Origin of the sequence: Streptomyces sp. NPDC001663, from assembly GCF_042893105.1 — a bacterium.
In the GTDB taxonomy this organism is placed as follows: Bacteria; Actinomycetota; Actinomycetes; order Streptomycetales; family Streptomycetaceae; genus Streptomyces.
Window position 1 is genome coordinate 1 of record NZ_JBIAUR010000019.1, and the last position, 13,933, is coordinate 13,933.

Here is a 13,933-nt window from a genome sequence, read left to right on the forward strand (position 1 = left end):
CACATCATCGCCAAGACGATCGTGACCGAGGCTGAACGCACCTCGGCCGGGATCTCCCTGGAAGAACTCAAGGGAATCCGGCAGAGGGTACGGCTTGGCAAGCCCCAACGGGTCGCGCTCCACTCCTGGTCCTTCGCCCAGCTCGCAGACTTCATCGTCTACAAGGCCAAGGGGGCAGGCGTGCCCCTGGTCTTCGTCGATCCCGCGTACACGTCCCAGACATGCGCCGAGTGCGGCCACGTCGACAAACGCAACCGTGTCGACCAGGGACTTTTCATCTGCCGCGGGTGCGGGGTCGTTGCCCACGCCGACCGGAATGCTTCCCACAACATCGCCACCCGTGGCGAGATCGTGTGGAACGCGGGGCGTGAGTCACGCGTCCCTGCCACCCGATAGGGGTGTCTGGACGGAGGAGTCAACCCAGCAGCCAGTTGGGCGCTACCTCCAAGCCCGGTCCTTTAGGGCCGGGTCAAGTTGACCCGAGGTTCCCCGTCCGGGCGTCCCGCCACAGGTCGACGCCGCCGTCGGTCGCGTACTTGTCGATCTCGGCGAGCTCCTCGGTACTGAAGTCGAGGTTCTCCAGTGCGGCGACGTTCTGCTCCAGCTGCTCCGTCCGCGATGCGCCGATCACGAGCGACGTGACCCGCTCGTCCCGCAGCGCCCAGGCCAGCGCCATCTGCGCCAGCGTCTGCCCGCGCCGGGCGGCGATGTCGTTCAGCGCACGCAGCCGGCCCAGCATGTCCTCCGACAGCCACGACGTGTCGAACGACGTCCCCGCCGCGGCCCGCGAGCCCTCCGGCACACCGTCCAGATAGCGCCCGGTCAGCAGCCCCTGCGCGAGGGCCGTGAACCCGATGACCCCGAAGCCCTCCTCCTGCGCGGCATCCAGCAGCCCCTCGGTCTCGATCCAGCGGTTCAGCATGCTGTACGACGGCTGGTGGATGAGCAGCGGAGTACCCAGGTCCCGCAGGATCGCCGCGGCCTCACGGGTGCGCTCGGCGTCGTACGAGGAGATGCCGACGTACAGGGCCTTGCCCTGGCGCACCGCCGTGTCGAGCGCGCCCATCGTCTCCTCCAGCGGCGTGCTGGCGTCCAGGCGGTGGGAGTAGAAGATGTCGACGTAGTCCAGGCCCATGCGCTTCAGGGACTGGTCGAGCGAGGCGAGCACGTACTTGCGGGAGCCTCCGCCCTGGCCGTAGGGGCCGGGCCACATGTCCCAGCCGGCCTTGGTGGAGACCACCAGCTCGTCGCGGTACGGCGCGAGGTCCTGGCGCATCAGACGCCCGAAGTTGATCTCCGCCGAGCCGTAGGGCGGGCCGTAGTTGTTGGCGAGGTCGTGGTGGGTGATCCCGAGGTCGAAGGCGCGCAGGGCGATCTCGCGCTGCCGCTCGAACGGCCGGTCGTCGCCGAAGTTGTGCCAGTAGCCCAGGGACAGCAGGGGGAGGTCGAGGCCGGAACGTCCGGTGCGCCGGTAGCGCATGGTGCCGTTGTAGCGCTCGGGATCCGCGAGGTGGTTCATGGGTTCACTCTGCGCGCGCAGGATTCCGGAGTCCAACAACTCCCTTTCATCGGATTCAGCGATGTCTCTTCTTAATCGGGCTGCGGGGCGGGTGAACTCGTGAACTAGGGTGCGGGACGTGCCCACCCTGCTGATCGTGCATCACACACCCTCACCCAACTGCCAGGCCATGCTCGAAGCCGTCGTCTCCGGAGCCACCGCGCCCGAGATCGAGAACGTCGACGTCGTACGGCGGCCTGCACTGTCGGCCACGGCGTCCGACGTCCTGGCCGCCGACGCCTGCCTGCTCGGTACCCCCGCCAACATCGGCTACATGTCCGGCGCCCTCAAGCACTTCTTCGACCAGATCTACTACCCGTGCCTGGACGCGACCCAGGGCAGGCCCTTCGGCTACTACGTCCACGGCGGGAGCGACGTCACCGGCGCGGTGCGCGGGATCGAGGCGATCACGACCGGCCTCGGTTGGAAGCTCGCCGCGCAGCCCGTCACCGTGACGGGAGAGCCCGCCAAGAGGGACATCGAGGCATGCTGGGAACTGGGCGCGACGCTCGCCGCCGGGCTGCTGGACTGATCCCGAACTGCCGTGCCCCAGCGGCCACTTGAGCCCCACGGTCCCCGCACAACGGTGGCTCTTGGGGAACAGGTGCGCTAATTTGAGGTGCAGGTCACAGGTGACGTACACCCGTGGAGAGCGGGGAGGTTCTCGTTGACCCCGGCACAGCTGCGGGCCTACGCAGCCACCGTGCGACTCGGCTCGGTGAAGGCCGCCGCGGCCGATCTCGCCGTGACCGAGTCCGCCATCTCGATCCACATCGCCCATCTGCGCAGGGAACTCGGCGACAAGCTGTTCACCCGGACCGCCCACGGGCTGGCGTTCACCCCGGGCGGGCTCCGGCTCGCCAGCCGAGCGACCGAGATGCTGGGCCTGCAGGACCGCACCATCCTGGAGGTACGGCGGGCCGGCTCCGGACGGCGGCTGCTGCGCGTGGCCGCGTCGAGCCTGTTCGCCGAACACGCGGCCCCCGGCCTCATCGAACTGTTCGCGCAGCGCGCCGCCGACCTGGACGTCGAGCTGAGCGTGGACGACCCTGAGCGGTTCGGCACGATGCTCGTCAACCGCGCGGTCGACGTGGCGATCGGACCCCGGCCCGCCACCCTCGAATCCGCCATGACCTGCGCCCACTTCCTCAACTACCAGGTGATCGCGGTCGTCGGCCCCGACCATCCGCTCGCCGCCGGCGGCGTCGGCCCCACCGAGCTGCGCGAGCAGACATGGCTGCTCGGCCCCTCCGCCGTCGGCCGCACCGGCCTGGTGCCCTCGGTGCTGCGCCGGCTGAGCGTCCCCGAGCACAACCAGCGCATCTTCCAGAGCCACGCCGCCGCCGTGGACGAGGCCAAACGCGGCAAGGGCATCTCCCTCGTGGTCGCCTTCGCCGTCGCGAAAGACCTGGCCGACGGCCATCTACGGCGGCTCGACGGCCCCCACCTGCCGGCCCGCGGCTCCTGGAACCTGCTGGCCCTCCCGGACCGGGAGGCCCCGCCGGTCGCCGCGGAACTGCGCCGCTTCGTGACCACACCGCGGGCCACTCAGGCCATGCTGCGGGGCGCGGGAGTGACCGCGGGCCGCTTCCGGCCCGCCATCCACGTCACCTTGTGGAGCTAGGTTGCCGCGCCGCGGACGTTCCGCCGATGAGTTTTCGGCGGTGGTGCGGTCTACCTGTCGACGAAGGGAGCGCACCATGCGCCAGATCATCGTTTGCACGTTCCTGACGCTGGACGGCGTCATGCAGGCGCCGGGCGGTCCGGACGAGGACGCTGAGAGCGGCTTCGAGCACGGCGGCTGGCAGAAACCGGTGGACGACGACGAGGTCGGCGCGGCCATCGCCGGTTGGTACGAGCACTCCGACGCGATGCTGCTCGGCCGCAAGACGTACGACATCTTCGCGTCGTACTGGCCGACCGCCGATCCGGGCAACCCGTTCACCAGCCGGATGAACAGCATGCACAAGTACGTGGCGTCTCGGACCCTGACGTCCGTCGAGTGGCAGAACTCCACGCTGCTGGAGGGCGACGTCGTCGATGTCGTACGCAGGCTGAAGGAGTCCGACGGCGGCAACATCAACGTCGTCGGCAGCGGCGACCTCGCCCAGACCCTCATGCAGCACGGCCTCGTCGACGAGTACCGGCTGACCATCCATCCGGTGATCATCGGCACCGGCAAGCGGCTGTTCGCCGACGGGGCGATCCCCACTGCGCTGGAGCCGGTCAGCGTCTCGACGACGAAGGGCGGCACCATCGTCGGCGTCTACCGGCCGAACGGTAAGCCCAGCTACGACAGCTACTAGGCGATTTACCCAGTCCTTGCGTGGAGCCGGGGGAGACGCAGGTCACATTCGGGCGTGTCACACCGTGTCGAGTCGCTCCGTCAGAGGGGTGTAGCCACCAACAACGACACGGGAGCGCAGCATGGAAGCTCGCATGAACGTCTTCGAGAACGCGGTCGCCGCCAAGGTCTTCCGTTACATCAACTCGGCGGGCAAGGCCGTCTCCGACTCGACGCTGCCGCACGCCACACAGGAGCTGGTGAAGCTCCGTGCCAGTCAGATCAACGGCTGTGGTTTCTGCACCGACATGCACACCAAGGACGCCCTGGCCGCGGGCGAGGACTCGCAGCGCCTCCACTTGGTCGCGGCCTGGCGGGAGGCCAAGGTGTTCACCGAGGCCGAGCGCGCCGCCCTGGAACTGGCGGAGCAGGGCACCCGCATCGCGGATGCGGCCGGCGGGGTCACGGACGAGGCCTGGGAGAACGCCGCCAAGCACTTCGACGAGGACCAGCTCGCGGCCCTCGTTGCGACCATCGCCCTGATCAACATGTACAACCGCTTCAATGTCATCGTCCAGCAGCCCGCCGGCGACTACCAGCCCGGCATGTTCGGCTGACGCGCAGCACGGACGGCACACGGCCCGGACAGGCTCCCCGCCCCGGGCCGTTCAGCCGCGCCGCGCATGCCGGGCGATCTCGCCCGGCACCCGCAGCAGCGCCCCGAAGCTGTCCGCCGGCAGCAGCAGGTCGACGTACGGCAGCGCCGCCGCCATCGTCGTCGTACGAGGGACGAATCCGGGTGTCCCGGCCCGCGGGTTCAGCCAGATCACCGTGTGCGCACGGCGCCGCAGCCGGGCCATGGCCGCGGCCAGCCGCTCCGGCGGATCACCGTCCCAGCCGTCCGAACCGATCAGGACGACCGCGCCCCGTACCGTGCCGCCGTGGTGCGAGGCGAGCAGCGTCGACAGACAGTGCGCGATCCGGGTACCGCCGAACCGGTCGGCGACCCGCTCCGTCGCCTCGTCCAGTGCCTCCTGCGCCGAACGGTGGGCGAGAGCCGTGGTGAGCCGGGTCAGCGAGGTCGCGAACGCGAAGACCTCGGCGTGGGTGGTCAGCGTGAGTGCCCGCATCAGATGCAGATAGGCCATCGCCTGCGCCTGCATCGAACGGCTCACATCGCACAGCACCACCACCCGACGCGGCCGGGCCACGGGCCCTGTACGCACCAGTCGGACCGGATCCCAGCCGGTGCGTCGCGCCCGGGCCGCCGTCTCCCGGATCGCCACCCGGGGTCCGCCCGGCCGCACCGCGTACCGGCGCGACCGCCGGGTGGGCCACTCCCGCAGCGCCCGCTCCAGCCACCGGCCCAGCAACTGCGCATCCGCGGCGCCGAGTTGCTCGAACGGCGTGTCCAGGGCACCGGCGAGATCGCTGGGCAGACGGTCCGGCACGGACAGGGCGACGTCGTCCCGGTGGTCGGGGCGCGCGACAACCGGCGGCAGGGTCACCCAGGGCAGACCGCGCCGGTCGCCGGATGCATCGGAGACGTCGTACGGCTGCACGGGCGCCGGCGTACGGGCTTCGCCCCCGCGCGGGGCCGGCCGGTCGCTGCTGCGCCGGGCGTGCGGGTCGACGGAGAGCAGCGCCTCGCCGAACACGGCGTCGAAGACCTCGTCGAACCGCGGCAGATCCGGTTGACGGCGGACGAGCGTCACGCGCGCCGCCCAGTACAGCGCCGTCCGCGACACGGGCGGAACGGCGACGAGCGCACGGACGAAGTCCTGCGTGGCGGTGAGCCCCACGGCAACGCCCCGCTCCCTGAGCCGGGCGGCGAACGCGACGGCGAAGGCGGCCCGGTCCACCGCCGGGAGCAGTGGCCCGGCCCTGGTCACAGCGTCAGCAGGAGGACCACGGCCGCGATGACCACCACGACCACGACGAGCGCCGGGACCAGCCGCCGGTACACGGACTTCCCCGCCAGCCGCATCAGGTCCAGGGGCTCGGTTGCGGCCTGGGGTGCTTCCGCGGGCTCGGGGACGGCCGCCTCCTCCGGCTCGGGAACGGCCGTCTCCTCGGCCGACTCCTGCGGAGCCAGCAGCTGCGTCTCCACGTTCTCGACGAACTGCGCGAACAGCTTCTCCGAGATCTCCTTGATCATGCCGCTGCCGAACTGGGCAAGTTTCCCGCTGATGTTGAGATCCGTGCTGACCGTCACGACCGTGCCCACGCCGTCGGGGCGCAGCCGGGCGTGGATGGTCGCGGAGGCGTTCCCGCCCCCGCGGGTGTCCTTCCCGGCCGCACTGATGACGGCGATGTGGGCGGCGTCGTCCAGCTTCACGAAGCGAGCCGTACCCGCGAACTGACTGACCACAGGCCCTACTTTGACCTTCACCCGCCCCTTGTAGGTGTCGCCCTCGACTCCGGTCAGCTCGGCGCCCGGCATGCACGGGGCGAGGCCCTCCAGATCGGTGAGCGCCTGCCAGGCACGCTCGACGGGCACGTCCACACCGAACTCCTGGTCGATCTTCATGGTCTCCTCGCCTGTTCGGGGTAGCCGAGTTCTTCGAGCGCCTCGGTGATGGCGATGCGGTCGTCGGGGCTCTTGGCGACCGCGCTGAGCGTGCTGACCACGTCGGTGCGGGTAAGCCGTGCGACACGCAGTGCTGCCAGCGCCGAGAGCCAGTCGATGGCCTCCGCCATGCCGGGCGCCTTGTCGAGGTCCAACTGCCGTACGCGACCGATGAAGTGCGTCGCCGACGCGATCAGGGGCTCGTTCGCGGCCGGTACCGAACGGCGCAGGATCCGGGCGGCGCGCTCCGGGGAGGGGAAGTCGATCCAGTGGTAGAGGCAGCGGCGGCGCAGCGCGTCGTGCAGTTCGCGGCTGCGGTTGGAGGTGAGCACCACGACCGGCGGCCGCACGGCGGCGAACGTGCCCAACTCGGGCACGGTGATGGACCGTTCGCCGAGGAACTCGAAGAGCAGCGCCTCGAACTCGTCGTCGGCCCGGTCGATCTCGTCGATCAGCAGGACGGGCGGAACCGGGCCCGCATGACGCACCGCCCGCAACAGCGGCCGGTCATGCAGGAACTCCTCGGTGAACACATCTGCGTCGTCGAGCCGCCCGCCGCGCGCCTCGGTGAGCCGGATCGCGAGCAGTTGGCGCTGGTAGTTCCACTCGTACAGGGCCTCGCCCGGTGTGAGTCCCTCGTAGCACTGCAGCCGGATCAGCGCGGTGTCCAGCACCTCGGCGAGGGCCTTGGCGAGGCTGGTCTTGCCGACGCCGGGCTCGCCCTCCACCAGGAGCGGTCGGTCGAGGACGGTGGCCAGGAAGAGGGCGGTCGCGGTGCCCTCGTCGACCAAGTGGCCGACGGCATCCAGGCGTTGGCGTACCTCCTCGGCGTCCGTGAACAGCTCGCTCACGCGCTAGCCCACCGGCCTCGCGGCGTGACGGTCCCGGCAGCCGGTGCCGCAGAACCACAACTCGCCCTCGTCCGTGGTCAGATGAGGGGTGTCGGACCGAACGATCACGGTCATCCCGCACACCGGGTCGACGGCCTCGACCGGCCGCGCCGCGGTCACGGGTTTCGCCCGTACGACCTCCACCACCTCGGCCAGGATCGACAGTGCGATCTCGGGTGCCGTGCGGGCGCCGATGTCCAGGCCGGCGGGGGAGTGGACACGGGCTCTTTCCGCCTCGTCCAGGCCGAGTTCGTCGAGGAGGGCGGAGCCCCGACGGCGGCTGGCGACCAGCTCGATGTGCGGGACGGCTGCGTCGAGGGCGGCACGTACGGACTCGGCGTCGCCGTGCCCCTGCCCCGCGACGATCACCGCGGCCGCGTTCTCGGCGGGCGGGCCGTCGGGCAGGGAGCGGGCGGTGGCGTAGCCGAGGACCTCGGCCAGGGCGAGGAACGCCTCGGCGATCGGCGTGTCCCCGGCGACCTCGATCAACGGCGGCGGCAGCACCGGCTCCAGGAAGATCTCCAGAGCACCGCCCGACAGACAGGGATTGACCACGACCTGCGCGCCCGGCGTCTCCGGGAACCCTTCCTCGCCCGCCGGCAGCACCCGCAGCAGCAGCGGTGTGCCGCCGTGCAGGGCGCCCAGCGCGGCCGTACGCACCGAACCCTCCGCGCACTGGCCGCCGACGAAACCGTCGATCGTGCCGTCGCCGTGCACGATGGCCTCGTCACCGGGATGCGCGGAGGCCGGCGCCTGGGCGCGCACCACGCGCGCGTGCACGAACGGCACCCGCCGCTCGACGAGTTCCAGCGCCCGCGCGCTCACTGTGCCGGTCATCGCGACCACCTTCAGATCGGCGGTGTCGGCCGGCCCTGCATGGCCTCCCACACCCGGGACGGAGTGAGCGGCATGTCGGCATGCCGTACACCGAAGGGCTTCAGCGCATCGACGACGGCGTTGACGATCGCGGGCGGTGAGCCGACCGTCGCGGACTCGCCGACGCCCTTGGCGCCGATGGGATGGTGCGGGGACGGGGTGACCGTGAACCCCGTCTCCCAGTCGGGGACTTCGAGGGAGGTCGGGATGAGGTAGTCCATCAGCGAGCCGCTCAGGCAGTTGCCGTCCTCGTCGAAGGCGATCATCTCCATCAGCGCCATGCCGACGCCGTCGGTGAGCCCGCCGTGCACCTGCCCCTCGATGATCATCGGGTTGATACGGGTGCCGCAGTCGTCGACCGCGACGAAGCGGCGGACGGTGACCTTCGCGGTGCCCGGGTCGATGTCGACGACACAGATGTAGGCGCCGTGCGGGTAGGTGAGGTTCTCCGGGTTGTAGCAGATCTGCGCGTCCAGGCCGCCCTCCACCCCGTCGGGCAGATCGCCCGCGCCGTGCGCGCGCATCGCGACGTCCTGGATGGTGACCGAGGCCTTCGGGTCGCCGGCCACGTGGAAGGAGCCCTTCTCCCACTCCAGGTCGGCCACCGACACCTCCAGCATCGAGGAGGCGATCAGCCGGGCCTTGTCGCGCACCTTGCGGGCGACCAGCGCCGCGGCCGCGCCCGAGACGGGGGTGGAGCGGCTGCCGTAGGTGCCGAGCCCGAAGGGCGTCTGGTCGGTGTCGCCGTGGACCACCTCGATGTCCTGCGGCGGGATGCCGAGCTCCTCGGCGACGATCTGCGCGAACGTCGTCTCGTGCCCCTGTCCCTGCGTCTGCACCGACAGCCGCACGACCGCCTTGCCGGTGGGATGCACCCGCAGCTCGCAGCCGTCGGCCATGCCGAGACCGAGGATGTCCATGTCCTTGCGGGGGCCCGCGCCGACGGCCTCGGTGAAGAACGACACGCCGATGCCCATGAGTTCACCGCGGGCCCGCTTCTCGGCCTGTTCGGCGCGGAGTTCGGCGTATCCGGCGAGCTGTGTGGCCAGCTCCATGGTGGGCGCGTAGTTCCCGGAGTCGTACACCCAGCCGGTCTTGGTCCGGTACGGGAACTGCTCGGGCCGGATGAAGTTCTTCTTGCGCAGCTCGACCGGGTCCATCTTCAGCTCGTACGCGAGACAGTCCACGATCCGCTCGACCAGGTACACCGCCTCGGTGATGCGGAACGAGCAGGCGTACGCCACCCCGCCCGGCGCCTTGTTGGTGTAGACGGCCGTCATCTTGCAGTGCGCGGCCTCGAGGTCGTAGCTGCCGGTGAAGACGCCGAAGAAGCCCGCCGGGTACTTCACGGGCGCGGCGGTGCCGTTGAACGCGCCGTGGTCGGCGAGGACATGGGTGCGGATGGCGAGGATCCTCCCCTCGCGGGTCGCCGCGATCTCGCCGCGCATGATGTAGTCGCGGGCGAAGCCGGTGGTGATGAGGTTCTCCGAGCGGTCCTCCATCCACTTCACCGGTTTCCCGGTGAGCAGGGACCCCACGATCGCGCACACGTAACCCGGGTAGATCGGCACCTTGTTGCCGAAGCCGCCGCCGATGTCGGGGGAGACGACGCGGATCTTGTGCTCGGGCAGCCCGGCGACGATCGCGTACAGGGTGCGGTGGGCGTGCGGTGCCTGCGTCGTGGACCACATGGTCAGTTTGCCGTCGACGGCGTCGTAGTCGGCGACCGCGCCGCACGTCTCCATCGGCGCCGGGTGTACGCGCGGATAGACGATGTCCTCACTGACCACGACGTCGGCGCGGGCGAAGACGGCGTCGGTCTCGGCCGCGTCGCCGGTCTCCCAGTCGAAGCAGTGGTTGTCCCGCTTGTCCTCGAGGTCGTCGCGGATGACGGGCGCGTCCGGGGCGAGCGCGGTGCGCACGTCGATCACCGGGTCGAGCGCCTCGTACTCGACGTCGATCAACTCCAGTGCGTCGCGCGCCGAGTAGCGGTCCTCGGCGACGACGAAGGCCACCTCCTGGCCCTGGAAGCGGACCTTGTCCGTGGCGAGCACGGCCTGGACGTCGTTGGAGAGGGTCGGCATCCACGCCAGGCCCTTCTCGGCCAGCATCGCGCCGGTCACCACCAGGCGGACCTTGGGGTGCGCCTCGGCCAGGGTGGTGTCGACGGAGACCACGCGCGCGTGGGCGAGCGGCGAGCGCAGGATCGCCAGGTGCAGCATGCCGGGCAGTTGGAGGTCGTCGACGTAGCGGCCCTTGCCGCGGACGAAACGCGGGTCCTCCTTGCGGAGCATCCGCCCGTGGCCGCAGGGCTTCTGGTCGTTGTCGACGAACTCGGTGCGCCGGCCGTTCTCGGAGACGGTGGTCATGACGCACTCCCCGAGACGCTCTCCGGAGCCGTGGTGCGGGTTCCTGCCTCCTCGGCGGCCGCCCAGCGCACGGAGCGGACGATGGTGGCGTAACCGGTGCACCGGCAGATCTGCCCGGAGATCGCCTCCCGGATCTCCTGCTCCGACGGGTCGGGATTACGGTCCAGCAGCGCCCGAGCCGTCATCATCATGCCCGGCGTGCAGAAGCCGCACTGCAGGCCGTGGCACTCGACGAACCCCTTCTGCACGGCGTCGAGTTCGCCGCCCTGCTCCAGTCCCTCGACGGTGCGCACCTCGTGCCCGCCCGCCATCGCGGCCAGCACCGTGCACGACTTGACCGGCTCGCCGTCCAGCCACACCACGCACGTACCGCAGTTGCTGGTGTCGCAGCCCCAGTGCGTCCCGGTCAGCCGCAGGTGATCGCGCAGGAAGTGGACGAGGAGCAGCCTGCCCTCGATCTCCCGGGTGACCTCTTCGCCATTGACGGTCATGGTGACCTGCACGATCACGCCTCCTGTCCGCCGGCCCGGGCCACGGCCCGGCGCAGCACCCGCACGGTCAACTCACGCGCCAGATGGCGCTTGTACTCGGCGCTGCCGCGCCGGTCGGTCACCGGCGAACAGGCCGCGGCCGCGAGGTCCCCGGCCCGTGCGTACAGCTCCTCGCCGGGCGGCCGGCCGCGCATCAGCTCGGCGATGCCCGGGATGCCGGCGGTGTTCGGGCCGACGGCGGCGAGACCGACCCGGGCGTCGGACACCAGCCCGCCGTCGAGCCAGACCGCGGAGCCCGCCGAGACGACCGCCCAGTCGCCGGCCCGCCGTTCGACCTTCTCGTAGGCGCTCGACCCGCCGGGGCGGACGGGAAAGCGCACCTCGGTGAGCATCTCCGCGTCGCCGACCGCGGTCTCGTACGGCCCCTGGTGGAAGTCCTCCATCGGCACGATCCGTTCGCCCTCGCGCCCCTGGATCACGCAGGAGGCGCCCAGCGTCGTACACACGGCGGACAGGTCCTCGGACGGATCGGCCTGGCACAGCGAGCCGCCGAGGGTGCCCCGGTTGCGAACCACCGGGTCGGCGATCACGCGCTCGGCGTCGCGGAAGATCGGGAAGGCGGCGGCGAGTTCGTCGGACTCCAGCAGCTCGCGGTGCCGGGTCATCGCGCCGATGCGGATCGACCCGGGCTCCACGCGGATGTAACCCAGCTCGTCGTGCAGCTCGTTGATGTCGATCAGGTACTCGAAGTTGGCCAGCCTGAGCTTCATCATCGGGATCAGGCTGTGCCCCCCGGCGACCAGGCGCGCAGTGTCGCCCAGCCGGTCCAGGAGCGCGATCGCCTCGTCGACGCTGTGCACCCGCTGGTACTCGAACGGAGCGGGAACCTGCATGTTGCCCTCCCCCTGTCAGGGCCCCATTGGGCCCTCGGCACCCAGGGGTGTCAACGGTTGGTTAACTGTTCACTTAAGTCGCCGACGCGGGTGGAGGGCGGTGCGGCGGGTCGACTGTCTTTGTGCATCGGGCGCACTGCAACACTCCGGCTCCCGGCACGGTCCTCGGCCGGCCCCGAAGTGCCGGACATCCACGACGAGTACGAGGTCCGCGTGCTGGTCGGAGCCGACTGACGCAGGGCTGCCGGCGTGCGGCGGAGCCGTTGGAGTCCTTTATGCTCCTCGCCATGAACGAGGGGGAGCCCGCCAGACGGGTTGTCGACGGTCGCTTCGAGCTGGAGTCCAGGCTCGGCGGCGGAGGCATGGGCACGGTGTGGCGCGCTCGCGACCTGCTGCTGCACCGCAGTGTGGCCGTCAAGGAGGTCCGGCCTGCGGATCCGGACCTCGCCGAGTACGACCCCGGCACGGCACGGATGCTGCGCGAGCGAGTGCTGCGCGAGGCGCGCGCCCTGGCCCGGGTCCAGCATCCGAACGTGGTGACGATCCATCACATCGTCGACGGCGGCGAAGGCACCTACCCGTGGATCGTCATGGAGATGGTCGACGGCGGTTCGCTCGCCGACCGGCTGGCCCGGGGGCCGATGGCTCCCGCCGAAGCCGCCCGCATCGGCCGGGGCGTACTCGACGCCCTGCGCGCGGCACACGCCGCTGGTGTGGAGCACCGGGACGTGAAGCCCGCCAACGTCCTGCTGCGCATCGACGGCCGCCCCGTGCTCACGGACTTCGGCATCGCCGCGATCCGTGAGGCCACCGCGCTGACCGCCACGGGCTCGATCATCGGCACGCCGGACTTCATGGCCCCGGAACGCGTCTCTGGCGATCCCGGCGGCCCGGCGGCCGACCTGTGGTCGCTGGCGATGATGCTGTACGTGGCCGTCGAGGGCCACCATCCGCTGCGGCGCGGAACGACACTGGCGACGCTGGCTGCCGTGCTGCACGAGGACGTACCGCCACCCGTGCAGGCCGGCCCGCTGACGCCCGTACTGGCGCGTGTGCTGGTACGTGATCCTGCGGCGCGGCCGGATGCGGAGACGGTGGACCGGATGCTCGCCGTCGCGGCCCAATCAGGCGCCGATGTGATGCCGACGGCCTACCCGCCGGCGCCTCCGCAGGACACCGCGCCCACGTCCTATCCGCTGTCCCCTCCGCAGAGCTCCGTGCCCACCTCCTATCCGCTGGCGCCGCCGCAGGACGCCGTTCCCGTCCCGCCGCCGTCGGCGCTCTCCAGCACCGTCGTGCCATCGGCACCCCCGCAGCGGCACCCGCGTCGGATCGCCCTCGCCTCCGTCGCGGTCGGTGCGCTGCTGGTGGGCGGGGTGACCTGGGTGGCCCTCTCGGGCGGGGACGGCAATGACGCCTTGGCGCCCACCGGCAAGGGCGAACAGACGCAGCAGACCGGGACCGGTCACACGGGCTCGACCGCCACAGCGTCCACTACAACGCCCTCCACCGCGGCGAGCACGGCGAAGACCGCCAACCTGCTCACCCCCGGCAACATCCGGATGGTGATCAAGGCTCTCGAGGACGCATCGGGAAGCGACAGCTTCGGTGACTTCCTCGTCTACCCGGACCACGCGACCGGGTCCATGATGGCGAACGGCAGCAAGACCCGGTACATCGACTACAACTACCGTCCCGGGACCGGGGCGGAGGAGGGCATCATTAAGAGCACGCTGCCCGACAGCGAGGAGCCGGTGAGCCTGAAGAACTTCCGCTGGGACGCTGTGCCCGCCCTGTTCGCCCGGGCGGAGAAGGAGCTGAAGGTCAAGAATCCGACCACCCGCTACCTGACGATCCGGCAGCCGGACAACGTCTTCCACACCCCGGCGGCCATCGCGGTCTACCTCAGCGACGACTACGGCAGTGGCGGCTACCTGGAGGCCACCCCCCAGGGCAAGGTGACAAAGGTGATGCCCGCCGACGAATGAGTCGTTGGGCCGTAT

General features: G+C 70.6%; 14 protein-coding genes. 6 read left to right on the forward strand and 8 right to left on the reverse strand.

Annotated features, from left to right (window positions below; all coding sequences use genetic code 11):
* Positions 1 to 396 (forward strand): RNA-guided endonuclease TnpB family protein (locus tag ACFY1L_RS44210; protein WP_388838485.1); only part of this gene is annotated, 396 nt, incomplete at its 5' end.
* A gap of 73 nt (positions 397 to 469) precedes the next feature.
* Here ACFY1L_RS44210 and mgrA read toward each other — a convergent pair.
* Positions 470 to 1,519: an L-glyceraldehyde 3-phosphate reductase gene (gene mgrA / locus ACFY1L_RS44215; protein ID WP_388838488.1), complete on the reverse strand. Its 1,050-nt coding sequence runs from the start codon at positions 1,517 to 1,519 to the stop codon at positions 470 to 472.
* Between the two features lie 118 nt (positions 1,520 to 1,637).
* Between mgrA and ACFY1L_RS44220 the strand changes: the two genes are divergently transcribed.
* The 4 genes from ACFY1L_RS44220 to ACFY1L_RS44235 all read left to right on the forward strand — a co-directional run bounded on the left by ACFY1L_RS44220 (position 1,638) and on the right by ACFY1L_RS44235 (position 4,459).
* The gene (locus ACFY1L_RS44220) at positions 1,638 to 2,090 is read left to right on the forward strand and encodes a flavodoxin family protein (RefSeq protein ID WP_388838491.1); all 453 of its coding nucleotides are present in this window, start codon (positions 1,638 to 1,640) and stop codon (positions 2,088 to 2,090) included.
* Between the two features lie 135 nt (positions 2,091 to 2,225).
* A complete protein-coding gene (locus ACFY1L_RS44225; RefSeq protein ID WP_388838494.1) occupies positions 2,226 to 3,182 on the forward strand; it encodes a LysR family transcriptional regulator in 957 nt (318 codons plus the stop codon).
* Between the two features lie 76 nt (positions 3,183 to 3,258).
* Positions 3,259 to 3,864, forward strand: coding sequence for a dihydrofolate reductase family protein (locus ACFY1L_RS44230; RefSeq protein WP_388838497.1), 606 nt, complete (start codon positions 3,259 to 3,261; stop codon positions 3,862 to 3,864).
* A 121-nt stretch (positions 3,865 to 3,985) separates the two neighbouring features.
* On the forward strand, positions 3,986 to 4,459 hold the full coding sequence (locus tag ACFY1L_RS44235; RefSeq protein WP_388838500.1) for a carboxymuconolactone decarboxylase family protein: 474 nt from the start codon (positions 3,986 to 3,988) through the stop codon (positions 4,457 to 4,459).
* Between the two features lie 51 nt (positions 4,460 to 4,510).
* Here the strand turns inward: ACFY1L_RS44235 and ACFY1L_RS44240 are convergent, their stop codons facing one another.
* Genes ACFY1L_RS44240 through ACFY1L_RS44270 form a run of 7 tightly spaced genes read right to left on the reverse strand, consistent with a single transcriptional unit; the run spans position 4,511 to position 11,930 of the window.
* Positions 4,511 to 5,734: a VWA domain-containing protein gene (locus tag ACFY1L_RS44240; protein WP_388838503.1), complete on the reverse strand. Its 1,224-nt coding sequence runs from the start codon at positions 5,732 to 5,734 to the stop codon at positions 4,511 to 4,513.
* Positions 5,731 to 6,372 (reverse strand): SRPBCC family protein, encoded by a 642-nt coding sequence (locus tag ACFY1L_RS44245; protein WP_388838506.1) that lies wholly within the window; start codon positions 6,370 to 6,372, stop codon positions 5,731 to 5,733. The genes ACFY1L_RS44240 and ACFY1L_RS44245 overlap by 4 nt, the downstream gene beginning before the upstream one ends.
* Positions 6,369 to 7,262 carry an AAA family ATPase gene (locus ACFY1L_RS44250; protein ID WP_388838508.1) on the reverse strand — a complete coding sequence of 298 codons (894 nt, stop codon included), beginning with the start codon at positions 7,260 to 7,262 and terminating at the stop codon, positions 6,369 to 6,371. Before ACFY1L_RS44250 ends, ACFY1L_RS44245 begins: the two co-directional genes overlap by 4 nt.
* Positions 7,263 to 7,265: 3 nt before the next feature.
* Entirely contained in the window at positions 7,266 to 8,138 is an 873-nt protein-coding gene (locus ACFY1L_RS44255) for an XdhC family protein (RefSeq protein ID WP_388838511.1), read from the reverse strand.
* A gap of 11 nt (positions 8,139 to 8,149) precedes the next feature.
* Entirely contained in the window at positions 8,150 to 10,546 is a 2,397-nt protein-coding gene (locus ACFY1L_RS44260) for an aerobic carbon-monoxide dehydrogenase large subunit (RefSeq protein WP_388838514.1), read from the reverse strand.
* On the reverse strand, positions 10,543 to 11,055 hold the full coding sequence (locus tag ACFY1L_RS44265) for a (2Fe-2S)-binding protein (protein WP_388838517.1): 513 nt from the start codon (positions 11,053 to 11,055) through the stop codon (positions 10,543 to 10,545). The genes ACFY1L_RS44260 and ACFY1L_RS44265 overlap by 4 nt, the downstream gene beginning before the upstream one ends.
* Positions 11,052 to 11,930: an FAD binding domain-containing protein gene (locus ACFY1L_RS44270; RefSeq protein ID WP_388838520.1), complete on the reverse strand. Its 879-nt coding sequence runs from the start codon at positions 11,928 to 11,930 to the stop codon at positions 11,052 to 11,054. The genes ACFY1L_RS44265 and ACFY1L_RS44270 overlap by 4 nt, the downstream gene beginning before the upstream one ends.
* Before the next feature lie 287 nt (positions 11,931 to 12,217).
* Here ACFY1L_RS44270 and ACFY1L_RS44275 point away from each other — a divergent pair, with 287 nt between their 5' ends.
* Positions 12,218 to 13,918 carry a protein kinase gene (locus ACFY1L_RS44275; RefSeq protein ID WP_388838523.1) on the forward strand — a complete coding sequence of 567 codons (1,701 nt, stop codon included), beginning with the start codon at positions 12,218 to 12,220 and terminating at the stop codon, positions 13,916 to 13,918.
* Positions 13,919 to 13,933: the final 15 nt, after the last annotated feature.